The sequence below is a fragment of the Cellulophaga baltica 18 genome (assembly GCF_000468615.2).
Lineage (GTDB): Bacteria > Bacteroidota > Bacteroidia > Flavobacteriales > Flavobacteriaceae > Cellulophaga > Cellulophaga baltica.
Window position 1 is genome coordinate 3,443,193 of sequence record NZ_CP009976.1, and the last position, 18,708, is coordinate 3,461,900.

At 32.9% G+C, this 18,708-nt stretch carries 14 protein-coding genes; 11 read left to right on the top strand and 3 right to left on the bottom strand.

Annotation, left to right across the window (positions count from 1 at the left end; translation table 11 throughout):
- The first annotated feature begins 84 nt into the window (after positions 1 to 84).
- Together lpdA and mgrA are read left to right on the top strand one after the other, a co-directional pair.
- Positions 85 to 1,491 (top strand): dihydrolipoyl dehydrogenase, encoded by a 1,407-nt coding sequence (lpdA, locus tag M666_RS14790; RefSeq protein ID WP_029446485.1) that lies wholly within the window; start codon positions 85 to 87, stop codon positions 1,489 to 1,491.
- Between the two features lie 166 nt (positions 1,492 to 1,657).
- A complete protein-coding gene (gene mgrA / locus M666_RS14795) occupies positions 1,658 to 2,668 on the top strand; it encodes an L-glyceraldehyde 3-phosphate reductase (RefSeq protein ID WP_029446486.1) in 1,011 nt (336 codons plus the stop codon).
- Between the two features lie 64 nt (positions 2,669 to 2,732).
- Here mgrA and M666_RS14800 read toward each other — a convergent pair whose 3' ends face one another.
- Together M666_RS14800 and M666_RS14805 are read right to left on the bottom strand one after the other, a co-directional pair.
- Positions 2,733 to 2,966, bottom strand: coding sequence for a CDGSH iron-sulfur domain-containing protein (locus M666_RS14800; RefSeq protein ID WP_024480787.1), 234 nt, complete (start codon positions 2,964 to 2,966; stop codon positions 2,733 to 2,735).
- Positions 2,967 to 3,025: 59 nt separating this feature from the next.
- On the bottom strand, positions 3,026 to 4,219 hold the full coding sequence (locus tag M666_RS14805; protein WP_029446487.1) for a heparan-alpha-glucosaminide N-acetyltransferase domain-containing protein: 1,194 nt from the start codon (positions 4,217 to 4,219) through the stop codon (positions 3,026 to 3,028).
- 132 nt (positions 4,220 to 4,351) lie between these two features.
- Between M666_RS14805 and M666_RS14810 the strand changes: the two genes are divergently transcribed.
- The 5 genes from M666_RS14810 to M666_RS14830 are packed head-to-tail and all read left to right on the top strand — an operon-like array spanning position 4,352 to position 9,962.
- Entirely contained in the window at positions 4,352 to 4,888 is a 537-nt protein-coding gene (locus M666_RS14810; protein WP_029446488.1) for an NADPH-dependent FMN reductase, read from the top strand.
- Positions 4,889 to 4,891: 3 nt separating this feature from the next.
- Complete coding sequence (locus M666_RS14815; RefSeq protein WP_029446489.1) at positions 4,892 to 6,196, top strand: anthranilate synthase component I family protein; 1,305 nt, start codon at positions 4,892 to 4,894, stop codon at positions 6,194 to 6,196.
- Positions 6,197 to 6,243: 47 nt separating this feature from the next.
- A complete protein-coding gene (gene tilS / locus M666_RS14820) occupies positions 6,244 to 7,548 on the top strand; it encodes a tRNA lysidine(34) synthetase TilS (RefSeq protein WP_029446490.1) in 1,305 nt (434 codons plus the stop codon).
- Positions 7,548 to 9,512: a protein-disulfide reductase DsbD family protein gene (locus tag M666_RS14825; RefSeq protein ID WP_039325869.1), complete on the top strand. Its 1,965-nt coding sequence runs from the start codon at positions 7,548 to 7,550 to the stop codon at positions 9,510 to 9,512. Before tilS ends, M666_RS14825 begins: the two co-directional genes overlap by 1 nt.
- 21 nt (positions 9,513 to 9,533) lie before the next feature.
- Entirely contained in the window at positions 9,534 to 9,962 is a 429-nt protein-coding gene (locus M666_RS14830) for a DUF1801 domain-containing protein (RefSeq protein WP_025615145.1), read from the top strand.
- Positions 9,963 to 10,031: 69 nt separating this feature from the next.
- Here M666_RS14830 and M666_RS14835 read toward each other — a convergent pair whose 3' ends face one another.
- On the bottom strand, positions 10,032 to 11,189 hold the full coding sequence (locus M666_RS14835) for a neutral zinc metallopeptidase (protein ID WP_029446492.1): 1,158 nt from the start codon (positions 11,187 to 11,189) through the stop codon (positions 10,032 to 10,034).
- Between the two features lie 322 nt (positions 11,190 to 11,511).
- On the opposite strand from M666_RS14835, the gene M666_RS14840 reads away from it, so the two are divergent.
- The 4 genes from M666_RS14840 (at position 11,512) to M666_RS14855 (ending at position 18,708) form a co-directional block, all read left to right on the top strand.
- Positions 11,512 to 13,905, top strand: a complete 2,394-nt coding sequence (locus M666_RS14840; protein WP_029446493.1) for a penicillin acylase family protein — start codon at positions 11,512 to 11,514, stop codon at positions 13,903 to 13,905.
- A gap of 136 nt (positions 13,906 to 14,041) precedes the next feature.
- Positions 14,042 to 14,779: a hypothetical protein gene (locus M666_RS14845; protein WP_029446494.1), complete on the top strand. Its 738-nt coding sequence runs from the start codon at positions 14,042 to 14,044 to the stop codon at positions 14,777 to 14,779.
- Positions 14,780 to 14,786: 7 nt separating this feature from the next.
- Positions 14,787 to 17,540, top strand: a complete 2,754-nt coding sequence (locus M666_RS14850) for a TonB-dependent receptor (RefSeq protein WP_029446495.1) — start codon at positions 14,787 to 14,789, stop codon at positions 17,538 to 17,540.
- A 7-nt stretch (positions 17,541 to 17,547) separates the two neighbouring features.
- Complete coding sequence (locus M666_RS14855) at positions 17,548 to 18,708, top strand: DUF4249 domain-containing protein (protein WP_029446496.1); 1,161 nt, start codon at positions 17,548 to 17,550, stop codon at positions 18,706 to 18,708.

Below are 18,708 nucleotides of genomic sequence, written 5' to 3' on the forward strand. Positions count from 1 at the left end.
ATAACAGAAGTTTAGGCCTTTGAAGGCATTTAAACCAGAAAATAGTACTAATTTTGTTATGTTTATAAAAATTAATTCAAAATTATGAGTTTATACGATGTAGCCATTATTGGTTCAGGTCCAGGTGGATATGTTGCAGCTATTCGCTGTGCGCAATTAGGAATGAAAACTGCAATTATTGAAAAATATAGCACTTTGGGAGGAACTTGCTTAAATGTAGGGTGTATTCCTTCTAAGGCATTATTAGATTCTTCTCATCATTATGAAGATGCTATAAAACATTTTGAAGATCATGGAATTGAAATTTCTGGAGACATAAAACTGAATCTTGAAAAAATGATATCTCGTAAACAAAGTGTTGTTGATATGACAACAAAGGGGATTGAGTTTTTGATGGATAAAAATAAAATTGATGTATTTACGGGTACAGGAAGTTTTAAAGATGCTACGCACATTACGGTAGCTAAAGCAGATGGAACAACAGAAACTATAGAAGCAAAAAATACCATTATTGCAACAGGTTCTAAACCATCTACTTTACCCTTTATTAAATTAGATAAAGAGCGTGTAATTACCTCTACAGAGGCGCTGAAACTTAAAGAAGTACCAAAGCACATGATTGTTATCGGCGGTGGTGTTATTGGTTTAGAATTAGGGCAAGTTTATAAAAGACTAGGAGCAGAAGTTACGGTTGTTGAATTTATGGATCGTATTATTCCAGGAATGGATGGTGCGTTATCTAAAGAATTAATGAAAGTACTTAAAAAGCAAAAAATTAAATTCCAACTTTCTCACAAAGTAAAATCTGTAGAACGTAAGGGCGATGAAGTTATCGTGAAAGCGGATAATAAAAAAGGAGAAGAAATTACCTTCACTGGAGATTATTGTTTAGTAGCGGTAGGACGTCATGCCTATACCGATGGGTTAAACCTTGAAGCTGCAGGTGTAAAACTAGAAGAAAGAGGACGAGTAGCGGTTAATGAGCATTTACAGACTAATGTTTCTAATATTTATGCTATTGGTGATGTTATTAAAGGAGCTATGCTTGCGCACAAAGCGGAAGAAGAAGGTACTTTAGTTGCTGAAATTTTAGCAGGACAAAAACCTCATATTGATTATAACTTAATTCCAGGTGTTGTTTACACATGGCCAGAGGTTGCAGCAGTAGGACAGACAGAAGAGCAATTAAAAGAGGCGGGTATTGAGTACAAATCTGGTTCTTTTCCAATGCGTGCTTTAGGACGTTCTAGAGCAAGTGGTGATACCGACGGATTTGTGAAGATTCTTGCGGATAAAAAAACAGATGAAGTTTTAGGAGTTCATATGATTGGGGCTCGTGTAGCAGATTTGATAGCAGAAGGCGTAACAGCAATGGAGTTTAGAGCTTCTGCTGAAGATATCTCTAGAATGAGTCATGCACATCCAACCTATGCGGAAGCGGTAAAAGAAGCGGCTCTTGCAGCCACAGAAGATAGAGCGTTACACGTGTAATCTAAAATATAATTCATATAGGCCTATCGAAATTTATATACTCGTTTTATCAGTATTTAAATTTAGATAGGCTTTTTTATTTTTAATAAAGTGCTTAATTTCTCTAAACACGTAGGGAATTCATATAATTGAAAAATAAGGGTAAGGAATATTTAAAGTCTCATCGATGCAGATAAATGATAAAACAGGAATAGCAAACTACCAAGCGCATTCCAATAGGTATACTTCCATGACATATAATCGTGCAGGAAAAAGTGGAGTTTTGCTTCCAGCAATATCCTTAGGTTTATGGCATAATTTTGGTTTTATAGATAATATTCAAAACGGACGCGAAGTTTTAAGAACCGCTTTCGATTTGGGAATTACTCATTTTGATTTGGCTAATAACTATGGACCTCCTTACGGGTCTGCAGAAGAAAACTTTGGAACCATCTTTAAAAAAGATTTTCAATCGTATCGGGATGAGTTGTTTATAGCCTCCAAAGCGGGGTATGATATGTGGCCTGGTCCTTATGGTAATATGGGGTCTCGTAAATATTTGATTGCTAGCTTAGATCAAAGTCTAAAAAGAATAGGATTAGATTATGTAGATATTTTTTATCACCATAGACCTGATCCAGATACGCCACTAGAAGAAACAATGGGGGCGCTAGCAGATATTGTACGCCAAGGGAAAGCTCTATATGTAGGGATTTCTAACTACCAACCAGAAGAAACTAAAGAAGCCGCCAGATTATTAAAAGAAATGAATGTTCCTTTTATACTACACCAAGCACGGTATTCTATTTTTGATAAATGGGTAGAGAATGGTTTGTTAGATACTTTAGATGAAGCAGGAGTTGGTTGCATTGCTTTTTCTCCACTGGCGCAAGGAATGCTTACCAATAAATATGTACATGGAATTCCAGAAGATTCTAGAGCGGCGAAAAATTTTACATATTTAGAAACGACACAAGTGCAAGAGAATCTTGAAAAAATAAAAGGATTGGCGAAAATAGCGGATGAACGTGGCCAAAAATTATCACAAATGGCGATTGCTTGGTTATTGAAAAGACCAACGGTATCATCGGTTCTTATTGGGGCTAGTTCTTCACAACAATTAAAAGAAAACGTGGCAGCCTTAGATAATTTAGCGTTTTCACCGGAAGAAATAATAAAGATTAATAAGTTTTCCTAAGGTAAGCTACACTTTATTTGAATATTATAAAAAAAGCCATCTATAATTAGATGGCTTTTTTGTGCTATAAATTTTTATGAGTACCATCGCAATAAGGTGGATTGCTAGTTTTCTTACAGGTACATAAATATGCTTTTTTATCTTCTTCCACAGAGAAACGCATCGAAGGAGTGGCATTATGTGCTTTGTGAGAACCATCGCAAAATGGTTGGTTGCTGCTATGACTACAAGTGCACCATCCGTAATTTTTGTCTTTTTCTAAGTCTACGGCAATAGGAGCATATTTTTCTTCACTCATTATATTCTAGTTTTTTAAGTGAAGATAATAGAATTTGTAAAGTAAAAATAGACTCGGTATTAATCTTTAACTAGTCTAAATAACTTAAGGGTAGCGTTTCTTAATTTGATGAACAGATCTTTGGTTAATTTAAACGCAAACGTAGCCCAAGGTTCCAATAAAGTGGTGCCTTGTTTTAGGGCATTAGCTATAGTTGCTTTGATAACAACTTTATGTTTTTCATACTGTAACGCCAAGAAGGTACAGGTAACCATAAATGCAATAGCGCCAGGAATAATAATAGATGGAGCTAAAGAATGATTTAAAAAGTAGTACAAACCAACACCAACAAAACTTCCATAAAGAATGATATAATGTACTACATAGATAGATAACGTACTCTGTCCCATTTTTAGTAAAGTACTATTGGTCATAAACTTTCTAAACAACATGAAAACAGCAAAGACTAACAATACGTCACCTAGACGAATGAATAAGTAGTTGTTGAAAAAGATATCTGCAAACAATTGAACTTTTGTAGTTTCAGCCAAGTATAAAAATACTGCGGAAGAGCCAAATAGCAAACCAGCACCTAAGGTTAGGGCAGTAGTGATGGCTATAGGATATACATATTTTGCATTTTTAAATTTTGCAAATACTAAAGATAAAAATGCACCACAAGTTGCATATCCAAACCAAGGGAAGATGGTGAATACAGATCCATTAGCTTTTGTGAAGTAATTCGCAAAAGTTTGTGGTAAGTAAGCATGTACCCATTTACTGTAGTTAGGCTCAAAAATAAAGAGCAGTATGGTAATTGCTAGTAAGGCAATAGGAAATAGCGCTTTTCTTTTTTCTGTTAAGACATAAAGTGCTATAATTCCTAATAAAGATAATCCTATACAGTGTAGTACATCAACTAAATAAAAGGTATTGTAAATTTGCCCCACTAATAATCCCCAAAAATTTAAGCGTAAGAGGTATCCTATAAGTAATAATTGTAGGCCACGCTTTATTCCTTTGGCAACTCTAGGATTGCTAAAACCTGTTTTATCGCCTTTAGTTAAAAGAAAAGTAAATATAAAACCGGATACCGTAAAGAACACAGGGGCCGTGATACCTCTAAAATAAAGCCAAATATTGTAGCCTATATGAGAAGTGTCTCTAAAGGCATTATCTAGTAAACCATCTACAAAATGCCCTTGTAGCATCATTAATATCGCCCACGCACGCATGGCATCAATAAAGTAAAGTCTATCTGGTTTATTTATCATTTCATAAATAATTTACTGTATATACTTGTTAAACAGTAATTTTAGATGTTTAGTGCCGCAAAATTAGATAATTTTTAGACATGTTGGCACTATTTACTTTATTTTCGTTGTAATAACCCTAAAATAAAATGCATGTCGACAATTTTAGCTTTTGCAGGAAGTAACTCCTCTTCGTCTATAAATTATAAATTAGTACAATATACTGCTGGACTAGTAGAAGAAAAAGAGGTGCAGGTTGTTAATTTAGCCAATTATCCATTTCCGTTATATAGTGTTGATGAAGAAAAAAATAATGGCTTTATTAATTCTCTTGTAGAATTTAATAGCGAAATTAAATCTGCTGCTGGTTTAATTATTTCGGTAAATGAGCACAACAGCAACCCTTCTGCTTATTTTAAAAATCTTTTAGATTGGTTATCTAGAGTTGACAAAGCTTTTTTAGCTGAAACAGACATATTTTTAATGGCTACTTCTCCAGGAAAAAGAGGAGGAATGAGTGCTTTAGAAATTACAGCGAACCTATTGCCTCGCTTTGGAGCAACGGTTGTCGCAACTTTTTCGCTTCCTTCATTTCAAGAAAATTTTGACGAAGCAAAAGGTATTGTTGATGCTGATCTTGCGAAACAGCATCAAGAGGCCTTAAACCAATTCTTAGCTAAACTATCTTAAGTATTGCGAAAAAAAGTTACTTATACCTTTGAGGATTTACCTTTTCTTAAGGATTCGATTTTACAATGGGCACAACAATATTATGAAGTGGTCTGGCTAGATAGTAATGCGCACAAACAAAAGTATGATTCTTATGATGCGCTTATCGCTGTTGATGCGTTGACCTCCATAAAAACGGATCATAAAAATGCCTTTGACGATTTAAAAACCTATCAAGAACAAACCAAAGATTGGATTTTTGGATATTTGACCTACGATCTTAAGAATGATGTAGAAAAGCTGGAATCTGCTAACTTAGATGGTGTTGAGTTTCCTGAGTTGTATTTTTTTCAACCTAAGAAAATAATAAAGATTAAGGGTAATTGCCTAGAGTTTGATTATTTGAATATGGTTGATGATGAGATTGAAGAAGATTATCAGACAATCATCAAGTGTCAACCTAATATGGGAGAAAAAATACAAAGTGTCGCAAAAGATATTCACATTAAAATGCGAATTTTTAAAGATGAGTATTTTAGTAAAGTGACTAAGATGCTTGATCATATAAAACACGGCGCTATTTATGAAGCAAATTTTTGTCAAGAATTCTATGCGGAAAACTATACGATTGACCCCCTAAAAGTCTATCAGAAATTAAACGAGATCTCTAAAGCTCCTTTTGCTACATTCTTAAAATTAGACGATAAGTATCTTTTGTGTGCTTCGCCGGAGCGCTATTTAAAAAAGATGGGGTCTAAAATTATTTCTCAGCCTATTAAAGGTACAGCCAAAAGAGCCTCCAATAAAGAGGAAGATGACAAACTTAAAGAGCGCTTAGCGCAGGATGAGAAAGAAAGAGCAGAAAATATCATGATCGTAGATTTGGTACGTAATGATTTGTCTAAGAGTGCCATTAAAGGAACAGTAGCTGTAGAGGAGCTCTGCAAAGTGTACACTTTTGATCAAGTGCATCAAATGATATCTACGGTAATCGCCCATGTAGATGCAGATAAGAGTCCGGTAGCTATTATTAAAGACAGTTTTCCTATGGGAAGCATGACAGGGGCACCTAAAGTATCTGCCATGAAAATTATAGAAACCTTGGAAAGCTTTAAACGGGGGTTGTACAGTGGTGCTGTTGGCTATTTTTCTCCGGAAGGGGATTTTGATTTTAATGTGATCATCCGAAGTATTCTTTATAACAAAAGTAAAAAGTATATTTCTTTTTCTGTAGGAAGCGCCATTACAGCCAAGGCAACGCCAGAAAATGAATACCAAGAGTGTTTACTCAAAGCAAAGGCAATGCGTCAAGTTCTTGAAGATAATTGATGCTAGAGAACCTATAGACTTCATTTTTCTTATGTATTTTTGTAACTGTGCAAGAACAATTTAAATCACATATTCAAGATAATTTTCCAGAACTAAAAAACACGCATTTTTTAGTAGCTTGTAGTGGCGGTATTGATAGTGTAGTACTTGTTCACTTATGCAAAACTATTGGATTAGATTTTTCTTTAGCCCATTGTAATTTTAAGTTAAGAGGAGCAGAGAGTGATGCAGACGAAGCTTTCGTTGTATCATTAGCCTCAGAGTTAAAAATACCTGTGTACCATACGAGCTTTGATACGAAAGAATATATGAAAGCGCATAAGGTTTCTTTGCAAATTGCAGCAAGAGAATTACGGTATGACTGGTTCGCTGAACTACAAGCGAAACATCAAATAGCAACTCTGGTTACAGCGCATCATGCAGATGATAACGTAGAGACATTTTTAATCAACCTTTCTAGAGGAACGGGTATTGATGGTCTGACGGGGATTCCGGAAAGAACAGCGACTATTGCCAGACCGCTTTTACTATTTTCTAGGGAACAGATCTTGGACTATGCACATCGCTTTAATATTTCTTGGAGGGAAGATAAAAGTAATCAAGAGACCAAATATGTACGGAATAAAATAAGACATAAAATTGTTCCACATTTAAAAGAACTACATCCTTCCTTTTTAAATAATTTTTTACAGAGTCAACAGTATTTAGCCGAAACGGCAAATTTGCTAGACCATCATATTCAGGAACTACGGACGGCTCTTTTTAAAGAAGATGGCGCTGGTTTTATGGTGTCTATTGCCGCTCTTAAAAAGCAAAAAGCCTTAAAATCTTTGGTGTATCACTTATTTAAACCTTTTGGTTTTACAGATGCGTCGGCAATTTTAGACTTACTATCGGCAATGAGTGGTAAAGAATTGCACTCGGTTAGCCACCGCCTGCTCAAAGATCGAGATCATCTGTATTTAAAAGCGGTACAACCTATTTCCAAGGATATTTTTGAGATTGAAGATCCCTGTAATTCGGTAAGGGAACCTTTGTCCATTACAATTGAAGAAGTATCGGCAATAACAACTACAGGTACAGATACGTTATATGTAGACAAAGACCATTTAAAGTTTCCTTTAACTGTAAGAAAATATAAAACGGGCGACTATTTTTATCCCTTCGGAATGAAAGGAGTAAAGAAATTAAGCAAATATTTTAAAGACGAGAAGTACAGTCAATTTCAAAAAGAACAACAATGGTTACTTTGTAGTGAAGATGCTATAGTTTGGGTGATTGGTAAGAGAGCAGATAATCGATTTAAAGTATCAAAAAAGACACATACAATATTAAAATTCAGCCTAGCATAATGATTAAAAATATATTAATTTTTCTGACATTTTTCAATGTTTTTTTAGCATTTTCTCAGACAGACGAAGAGCCTGTTTTATGGGAACAAGAATTAAACAAAATCTCTGATACAGAATTTGAATTAATAATAAAAGCTGATATTTTTAAAGATTGGCATGTTTATTCTCAACACACCGCAGAAGGAGGTTCACAACCCAGTGAATTTGTTTTTGAGAAAGCAAATCAAGATTATGAACTTATAGGTGCAACAACAGAAAGTGAAACAACCACCGAGTATAGTGATATTTTTGAGGTTGATGAAACGTATTTCAAAGAGAAGCTTGTTTTTACGCAAAAAATAAAGCTTATAAATCCGGCGACTACCCAAGTTAATGTGCTCTTGTATTATCAAGTATGTAAGGATGTATGTATTCCTGGAGAACAAGAATTTATTTTTGCATTAGATGGTGGCCCGGTAAATTTAGAAGAAAAAACAGTTGATGAACGCAGTGTAATACTTAGCGAGGAATTAATTTTAGATCTTAAGAATAAAGAGAAATTAACCGAAGGCACTGTAGATAGTGTCAGTGGTTCTTCTGGTTTATTCATGATTTTTGGTCTTGGTTTTTTAGGAGGATTAATTGCTTTGCTTACGCCTTGCGTATTTCCAATGATACCACTTACGGTATCATTTTTTACGAAACAATCAGGGACTAAAAGCAAAGGTATTACCAATGCAATACTATATGGTTTCTTTATAGTGTTAATCTATTTTCTACTGAGCTTACCTTTTCATTTATTTGATTCGGTAGACTCGCAAATACTAAATACCATAGCTACCAATGTTTGGTTAAATATCGTATTCTTCGCAATCTTTGTGTTTTTTGCCTTTTCATTCTTTGGATATTATGAATTAACCTTACCGAGTTCTTGGGCTAATAAAATGGATAATGCTTCTTCTAAAGCAGGAGGGGTTTTGGGTATCTTTTTTATGGCTGTAACCTTAGCTATTGTTTCTTTTTCTTGTACAGGTCCTATTTTAGGCGGACTATTAGGAAGTACAGCTTTGGCAGATGGTGATGTTGCCACAAACTTATCTACCGGTATGTTAGGCTTTGGAACCGCATTAGCTTTGCCTTTTGCGTTGTTTGCCTTATTTCCCGCATGGTTAAATTCGCTACCAAAATCTGGTGGATGGATGACTACTGTGAAAGTAGTTCTCGGTTTTCTAGAGTTAGCTTTAGCATTAAAATTCTTATCAAATGCAGATTTGGTGGGTAATTGGGGATTTCTGAAGCGCGAACTTTTTATAGGAATATGGATTGTACTATTTATTTTGTTAACACTCTATCTATTTGGTATTTTACGATTTCCTCATGATGGTCCTAAACAAAAACTATCAGGCATTCGAAAAACACTTGCTTTTGTAAGTGCTGGTTTTGTACTTTATTTAGGATTAGGACTTACAAAAACCACCAATTTAAAATTATTAAGCGGATTTCCACCACCAGAATTTTATAGCGTTTTTGAACAAGAAAGTGATTGCCCTTTAGGGCTAAATTGCTTTAAAGATTTTGAAGATGGTGTAGCTTATGCGAAAGAGGTACATAAACCAATTTTGTTAGATTTTACGGGTTGGGCTTGTGTAAACTGCCGTAAAATGGAAGAAAATGTATGGAGTGATCCAGAAGTGTTCAAACTTATAAATGATAATTATATCTTAATATCATTATATATTGATGACCGAAAAGCATTACCGGAGTTGGAACAATTTGATTTTAAGTACGAAACCGGACGTGTAAAACATATTGAAACGGTAGGGCAAAAATGGGGGACTTTCCAAACGCTTAATTTTAATGCAGCATCACAGCCTTATTATGTATTATTGTCTCCAGAATTAGAGGTTTTAAATACTTCTATACAGTATACCGATACCGAAACCTATAAAGTTTGGCTTCAGGAAGGCTTAGATAATTTAAAATAAACGTGACTCATTCTTAAAAAAATGAAACAGCTACTCTTACTTGAAAATCCAAAAGTGGCATTAGTTTTTGAGGGGTATCCAGACCTTATTAGACCTAAGATGCGTGCACTAAGGAATCTCATTTTAGAAGCCGCAAATGAGCTGGATGATGTGCAGGAATTGGAAGAAACCCTAAAATGGGGAGAACCAAGTTATATCGCTAAGAAGGGGAGTACTATTCGTATAGATTGGAAGAAAAAAACTCCAGAACACTATGCTATATATTTTAAATGCACGAGTTTATTAGTAACTACATTCAAAGAAGTATTTCCAGATCAATTTACATATGAGGGAAATAGAGCACTGGTTTTTAAAGTAGAGGAAGAGATACCGGTGAAAGAATTAAAATCTTGCATCAAAGCAGCTCTACAATATCATACGATAAAACACGTACCGAGTTTGGGGATGTAGTTAAAAAAATAAAATGGGTTAATTAAAATATAATTAACCCATTTTGTAAATTAGTATGTAATGATACTTCTATTGCGCTACCGCTAAGAAATTTGTATTTTCCTGTGGACCAACAACCGTTTCAAGAATTTCTAAAAATGATACATGCACAGCTTCTGCGTCTAAAATATGACCTTTCTTTTTAGCATTTTGCGCCAAGATATATCCTTGCTTTGCCGCTTCCATACGTTGGGCAGGTGTTCCATGATGACCATCACTGGTAAAACTACAGTCGCCAATATTAAAGAATAAGCTTAAGAATTCTTCGGTTTTTTTCCAATTATAGGTGCCACCTCTTTTATGTGTTAAATAATATCCTGTAAAGAAATCAGCTTCTAATTCTGTAGTTCTAGTTGCTTCTGGAGCATTATCTGCAGCACCATTTGGATACCAATCACGATTATTAAATTGTATTTGATGTCCCCATTCATGTGCCATAATACCGGACCAAACCACTTTAGAATCTACACCTGCTTCAGCTGCTAGTTCTATTAATCCATCACCAATGACAATGATGTCTCCTTGATCTAATTGACCTTCTAGTGCAATAGCAAAACCATCAAAAGATACAAGAGGGGATTCAATTAGAAAAGTACTTTCTGCATTTACAACGTTTATAAAATAGTCGGCATAAATAGCAGCCTCTTCTTCAGGTAAACCATACCAGAAAGTTAAAATGTCAATGACCTTACTTGAATCATTTAAGGTACTATTGTGTTGGCCACGAACGCTAACCTCATTAGACATATTCCAAAAACCTTCTAATCCTCTAGTGATTTTTGAAACCAAATTGGTGTACTCTCCATTAGCTCCAAAATATTGTTCGCTAGTATCTGTCAGTGAATAGTAAAAGTTCATTTCAGCATAAAGTTCATACCATTCGGCTCCTAAAGCATCGATATTACTAGAAACAGATTCATCTATGACTGTATTAAATAATGTAGGCGCACATTCGCTAGGAGTTACAACTTGTGAAATTGTAAACGGATTGTCGTTAAAAAGCTCAATACCCTCTAAACGTACTGTAGGAGATAATTGTTCTAATGACGAATTACTTTTACTAGTTGCAGAGCTTTTTGCCACATTGAAAGATTCCTTTATAGAAACGTTCGTCTCATCTTTTTGACAAGAAGCTAAGAGTAATCCAGCGGTTAAACTCAAAATAATTTTGTTTGCTTTAATTTTCATATGTAGTTTGATTTAGTGTTATGATTACAATAATACCAAATATTGTAGACTATTGTTAAAATTTATAAACTTTATCTTTTTTTTAAATTGAATAGTGTAATTCAAAAATCAGCTAGTTATAATTTGAAATAAAGGGGCTGTTTTCATTGGATGTAAGTACATTAGGTATTAAGGATCTTTGAAATTTGGGGCTACAGTTTTAAATGCATTTTTCTTTGCCGTATACTGTGCTATACAACACCGTTTTTAATCAATTGGTCTAGTATACTTTAGTAGGCGCTCATCTTATATTATTTTTAGTGGTTTAATACCCCCGTAAATTTTGAAAAAGCTCAAAAAAATACTTCTATTTATCAGTACCATTCTATTAATTTTTGTGATTGGAATTGTAATTTTTATTTTATCCCTAAAACCAAGCTACAGTGGAGAGAAAGAATTAGACAAAATAAAAAAAGAAGTGAGTGTTTATTATGATTCGTATGGTATTCCTCATATTTATGGGGCATCAGAAGAAGATGCTTTTAGAACTTTAGGTTACGTTCATGCGCAAGATCGTTTGTGGCAAATGGAACTTTTACGAAGAATAGGTCCCGGAAGACTGTCTGAAGTATTTGGTAAAGACATGATTACTACCGATAAGTTTCTTATTTCTTTAGGCATTGATGAAGCTTCTGAAAAGACGGTGGCTCATTTAGATATGAATGACGAAAGCATTCGTCTAACCACAGCCTATCTGGAAGGTATTAATGCATTTATCAAAGACGGACCCACGCCCGTAGAGTTTTATTTAACGGGGATTGATAAAACCCCTTTTGTATTAAAAGATGTCTATAATACCATTGGATATATGGCCTTTAGTTTTGCCATGGCGCATAAAACAGATCCGTTACTTACTTCTATTAAAGAACAACTAGGACCTCAATATTTAAAAGATTTAGAAATTGAGGTAGACCCGTCTTTAACACTGATTTCTAATTATCCAAAGGGCAAGCAAGCTTTAAAAAATACGGTCTCTGAAATTGCATTACAAGCCTTAGAGAAATTACCAGTGCCCCTGTTTGAAGGGAGTAATAGTTGGGTGCTTTCTCCGGAGAAAACAAAAAACGGACACGTTATTTTTGCTAACGATCCTCATATTGGTTTTTCACAACCTTCAGTTTGGTTTGAAGCTCATGTGAGCACGCCAACCTATGAGAAATATGGCTACCACTTAGCAGGTGTACCCTTTCCCTTATTGGGGCATGATAGAAACCTAGCTTACGGATTAACCATGTTTGAGAATGACGATATTGATTTTTATTATGAAGAAGTACATCCTTCAGATAAGCGTAAATATAAATACAAAGAGGAGTGGAAGAGTTTTGAAAGTGTTACCAAGACAATAAAAGTTAAAGATGCAGATGCTATTCAATTCACCTATAAAAAATCAATTCACGGTCCAGTATTAAACGGTATAGCAGATCAAATTGTAGGAGATAAACCCGTTGCCATGTCTTGGACCTATACGAAGACGGACAATAAAACATTAAAAGCGTATAATGGCATTGTGCATGCCAATGGATTACGTGATTTTAAAAAGTCATTAGCCGATATTCATGCGCCTGGATTAAATATTATGTATGGTGATGCTAAAGGAAATGTAGCTTGGTTTGCTACAGCCAAATTGTATCAAATGCCAGACAGTGTAAACACAAAATTTATTTTAGACGGAAGTACAGGATTGCAAGAACCTCTGAGGTATTTAGAGTTTAAGGAGAATCCGCAGGCTATTAATCCACCTTGGAATTACGTGTACTCCGCAAATAACCAGCCAGATTCTATTCTAGGAAAAATTTATCCTGGATATTATTTACCAGAAAATAGGGCAAAAAGGATAACACAACTTATTGATGCTAAAAATGATTGGAATAAAGATGATGTAGCAAAAATGATTACAGATGTTACGTCAAGCGTAGATCCTACGATTGTGAATAATCTTATAGAAGAATTAAATTCTAAAGAGTTATCTACAAAGCAGCTAGAAGTAATAGAGAAATTAAAGCACTGGAAAGGCGATGCTACTTTGGAGAGTGTTGAGAGTACTATATACCACCGTTGGGTTTATTTCTTCATAAAAAACACCTTTGGTGATGAGTTGAGTGAAGCGCAATTTACTTCATTTTTGGGAACACATTTTTTTAAAAGAACCATTGCCCCGATGGCAGAAAAAAAAGAATCTGTTTGGTGGGATGATATCACTACAGCAGAGATGGAAACAAAATCTGTTATTGTAAATAGATCTTTTCAACAAGCTTATGCTGCTTTAGAGCAATCATTGGGAGTAGATACACAAGAATGGACTTGGAATAAAGTGCACACCATAGAACATCCACATCCAATTGGGCAAGTAGAAGTTTTGCGTAAATATTTCAATGTGGGGCCGTATGAAATAAACGGTACTAGAGAGGTAATTAACAATTTATCTTTTGCCTATACAGAAGATGGCTTATATAAAGTATCATCTGGACCATCTACACGTAGGATTATAGATTTTTCAGATGTAGAAAACAGCATAAGTATTTTACCAACAGGACAATCGGGTAATATGCTAAGCAATCATTACCAGGATCAAGCTAAAATGTATGTAAACGGAGAGTTTCGTAAGATGATGATGAATAAAGAAGAGATTAAATCTTCTGCGGAATCTGTGCTACTATTCAAGCCCTTAGAGGATTAATAACAGAGAATAAAAATTGAAATTTTTAGTTTTCAAGATATTGTTCACCTAATGTTAAAAAAAATACAAATAACATTTAAAAGTGTTTTTATGCATTTTTTTAACATATTTTTAAATCTTTATGTTAAAATCATTTATGAAATTACTTTTTTCGTTTTCAAATTTATTTTTCTTAATATTCCTTATAACTCTTACTAATCTAAGTGTAATTTATGGACAGGAAAACAAGGTTTTAAAAACAATTTATAATGCGTATGACCTAATTCTTGGAGAAGAAAATTTGAAATTACATCAAGGTCCTTTATTTATAGATGAGTATATTGTAAATAATGAAAATCATCGATATTATCGCTCATCTAATTTAATAAAAGGAACTGTTGTTTATAACGGAGATGTTTTTTTTGATCAAAAAATAAAATATGATTTATTTGAGGATAAACTTCTTTTAAATCCAAAAAAATCATCCGAAACGCTCATCGTTGAATTAATTAAAACTAACGTAGACAGCTTTTCTATAAAAGGTAAAGTTTTTAAAATTTTTAAAGGCAATAATTTAGATTTAAATATTGGATATTTAGAAGTTATAGCTAATGAGAGTAATTCTCAGCTTCTGAAAAAAAACAGTAAAAATAATCTAGGTAAAACATATCGTAATATTTATTATGAATTTAAGCCGAGGTATAGATATTATGTATACCATAAAAAAATATTAAGCCCCTTTAATTCCAAATCTGACGTTTTGGCACTTTATCCTGAGCAAAATAAGTTCATAAAACAATTTTTTAGAGGAAACAAAACATTGAGGAAAACAAATGAAGATCTATTCATGCAAAATTTGTTTTTGGAATTGAATAACAAATTAATTAACCTGTAGCTATAAAATGAAATCACATATTATTTTAATTCTACTTTATTTTGGGATTGCTACAGGGTATAGTCAAAATAATGAAAAAAAAATATCACTAGAAGTGAATGATCTTAGTTTAAGTGATATTATTCTAGAGATTGAAAATAGAACTGAGTACAATTTTTATTTTTTAAAAGAGTGGTTTACTTCAGAGAAAAAAAGCTTTTCATTTAAGGAAATTAGTATAAAGGAATTGCTTGATGTGCTATTTGAAGGAACAGACATTAATTTTTTATTTTACGAAAACGATAAAATTATATTATCTCAAAATAATCTTATTTATACAGAGCTTCCAAGTGATTTTTTTGATGTTACATACTCCCAAAAGGATAAAAAAGTAATTAGTTATCAAAGTTTAAGGTCCGGGAATCAGAATATAAAGCAACAACGGATTGAAACTATACGCATAGGAAAACAGAATTTTAATTCTTCAAAAAAAACTTATATAATAAGTGGTATAGTTCTAAATTCTCAAACAAAAGAACCTATCCCAAATTTAACAATAACGGACGATGCTTCAACTTTTGCCGTAATAACAGACTTAGACGGTTCTTATGTTTTAAAGTTGCCACTTGGAGAGCATTTATTAGAATTTAGGTCTATAGGTGTTGAAAATGTTAAGAAAAGAATCATAATTTATAATGACGGAGTTTTAAATCTGAATTTAAAAGAAGGGTTTGAACAGTTAAATGAAGTTATAGTACAGGCAAATGCTCATACTAATATCGAAGAAACTATCAGCGGAACCGTTGGTATCGACGTTGAACAATCAAAAAATATTCCCATTATATTAGGCGAAAGAGATGTATTAAAAGTAGCGACAACTATTCCTGGAATATCTACAACAGGAGAAGGATCTACTGGGTTCAATGTTAGGGGAGGTAAAACTGATCAAAATTTAATACTTTTTGATGATGCTGTTATCTATAATCCTCAACATTTTTTCGGTATTTTTTCGGCATTAAACCCTTTTGCAATTGGGAGTATTAAAATTTATAAAGGAAATATTCCATCTGAATTTGGAGGTAGATTGTCATCAGTATTTGATATTAAAACAAAAGCCAGCAATACGAGCAAATTTTCAGGGGAAGCATCTGTAGGTCCAGTAACAAGCAATGTTTTGTTAGAAATTCCAGTAGTAAAAGAAAAATCATCAATTCTAATTGGTGGAAGAGGTGCTTATTCTAATTGGATATTAAATTCTATAGATGAAGTTTCTTTAAACAATAGTAGCGCTTCTTTTTATGATGTAGTAGCTACTTATAATCATAGGATAAATGACAATAATAATTTTAGAATTACGGGATATGGCAGTAAAGATGATTATAGTATATCCACTGACTCAGTTTACACCTATACAAATAGGTTGATTTCATTAAAATGGAATCACAGGTTTAGTGATAGAAGTTCAGGGGATATCGTTATAAGTAATAGTAAATATTCATTTGATATCGGTTTTGAAGGAGACGCTAATAATGATTTTATACTAGATTATAATTTAAATGAAACAGAAGTTAAAGCTAAAGGAAACTATATATTTAATCCTAAGTTTAAATTAGATTTTGGAATTTCAAGTAAGCTATATACTATAAACCCAGGAAGTATTAAACCTTTAAATAGTTCAAATATTCAGAATTTAGAAATTCCTCAAGAAAAGGGACTAGAATCTGGTATATTTATATCTAGAAATATAGATATTTCAAATGCTTTATCTTTAGATGTTGGATTAAGATATTCTTTATTTGCATCACTTGGTGAAAGCATACAGCGTCAATATGAAAATAATCAACCCAGAAATGATCAAACAGTAACTAATGAAATTAGTTATGATAATAATGAAGTAGTTAAAACCTATGGTTATCCTGAACTGAGGGTTTCTAGTAGGTTTAAGTTTTCTGAACAAATGTCCTTGAAAGCAGGATATTCTCAATCGGTACAATATATTCATAGGCTATCCAATAATACGACTGTATCTCCAGTTGATACTTGGAAATTATCAGATTTAAATATTAAGCCTCAAACTGGTCAGCAATTATCTTTAGGAGTTTTCAAAAATTTTAATGAAAATAAATTTGAATTGAGTATTGAGGGGTTTTATAAAAAATCTAAAAACATTTTAGACTTTAAAACTGGAGCTCAATTACTGATGAATGAGAATATTGAAACCGAAGTGCTACAAGGTGATGGTAAAAGTTATGGACTGGAATTATTAATATCTAAAAATATTGGAAAATTTAATGGTTGGTTGGGGTATACCTTCTCTAGATCTTTCTCTAAATTAGACAGCCAGTTTGAGGAAGAAAAAATTAATAATGGAAAGTTTTTCCCATCAAATTTTGATAAACCTCATGATATAAGTTTTGTAGGAAATTATAAGTTCACAAAACGTTTTAGTTTTTCATCCAATTTTGTATACCAGACCGGTAGACCAATTACTATTCCTGTTGGTAATTTTGAATATAATAATAATGAATATGTAGTTTTTAGCGATAGAAATAGTTATAGAATTCCAGACTTTATACGATTAGATGTTGGATTTAATATTGAAGGTAATCATAAAATTAAAAAGTTTGCACATAGTTTTTGGACAATATCAATTTATAATGTTCTAGGTAGAAGTAATCCGTTTTCCGTTTATTTTACTAATGAAGATGATAAAATAAAGGCTATACAAACTTCTATATTTTCAATTCCAGTTCCTTCAATAACTTATAATTTTAAATTTTAAAAATACTATGAAATTTAGAAGCTATTATATAATTATATTTATTCTATTACATATCGGCTGTACTGAAATTATTGAAGTTGAAACTGAAGATTTTGAAAGTATTTTAGTCATAAATGCTAATATCACGGATGTAAAAGGGCAACAAAGTGTTACACTTAATAGGACATATGAGGCTGGTTTTCAGAATATACGGGAATCAGAAGCGAAAGTAATTATATTGGATGATTTAGATAATTCAATTCAATTTCTTGAAGATAGTCCCGGTATTTATTTATCTAGAGAGCCTTTCAATGTCATTAAAGGTAGAAGTTATCAATTAAATGTCACTACCAAAGATGGTCAGAGGTATTTTTCAGAATATGTGGAGCCTATTGCTAATTCGGTAATCGAGGATTTAAGAGCGGAGTTTAGTGTAGATGATTTAGGGAATGAAGGGGTAGCCATAAAGGTAGATGGATATGATTCGGAAAATAAAGCAAAATATTTTAGATTTGAATATGAAGAAACTTATTTAATTAAATCTCTTATTACAAGTTTTGTTACATTAAATATTCTCTCAGAGAATCCTCCTATAGTGGAAATTGTTCCTAAAGATGAACAGAATGTAATTTGTTATAATACGTTAAATTCAAATGAAATTTTGACTATAAGTACTGCGCAAGGGGTTGAAAGTAGAATTGATAACTTTCAAGTAAAATTTATACCTAAGGAAGACTTTAGTATTAGAAATAGGTATAGTATTCTTGTACATCAATATGTTCAATCTAGAGAAGCTAATAACTTTTATAATACTCTGAAAGATTTTGCAAGTAGTGATAATTTATTTTCTCAAACACAGCCTGGCTTTATTAAAGGAAATATACGATCAGAGAATAGTACTGAGAAAGTTATTGGTTTTTTTGAAGTGTCTACAGTAAGTTCTAAAAGAATATTTTTCAATTATGAGGATATGATTCCTTCTGGTGCAAGAGCCAATTATCCATTTGATTGTAGTCCCTTAAATTTTACATCTAATGATATTGGTGATATGATAGATTTGTTAAAAACCAATAATTACGTATTTACAAGTTTTAACTATATCGGGAGTGTATACTCTATAGTTAATAGGCCATGTATTGACTGTTCAGTATTGGGCTCAAAAGAAAAACCAGAATTTTGGATTGATTAA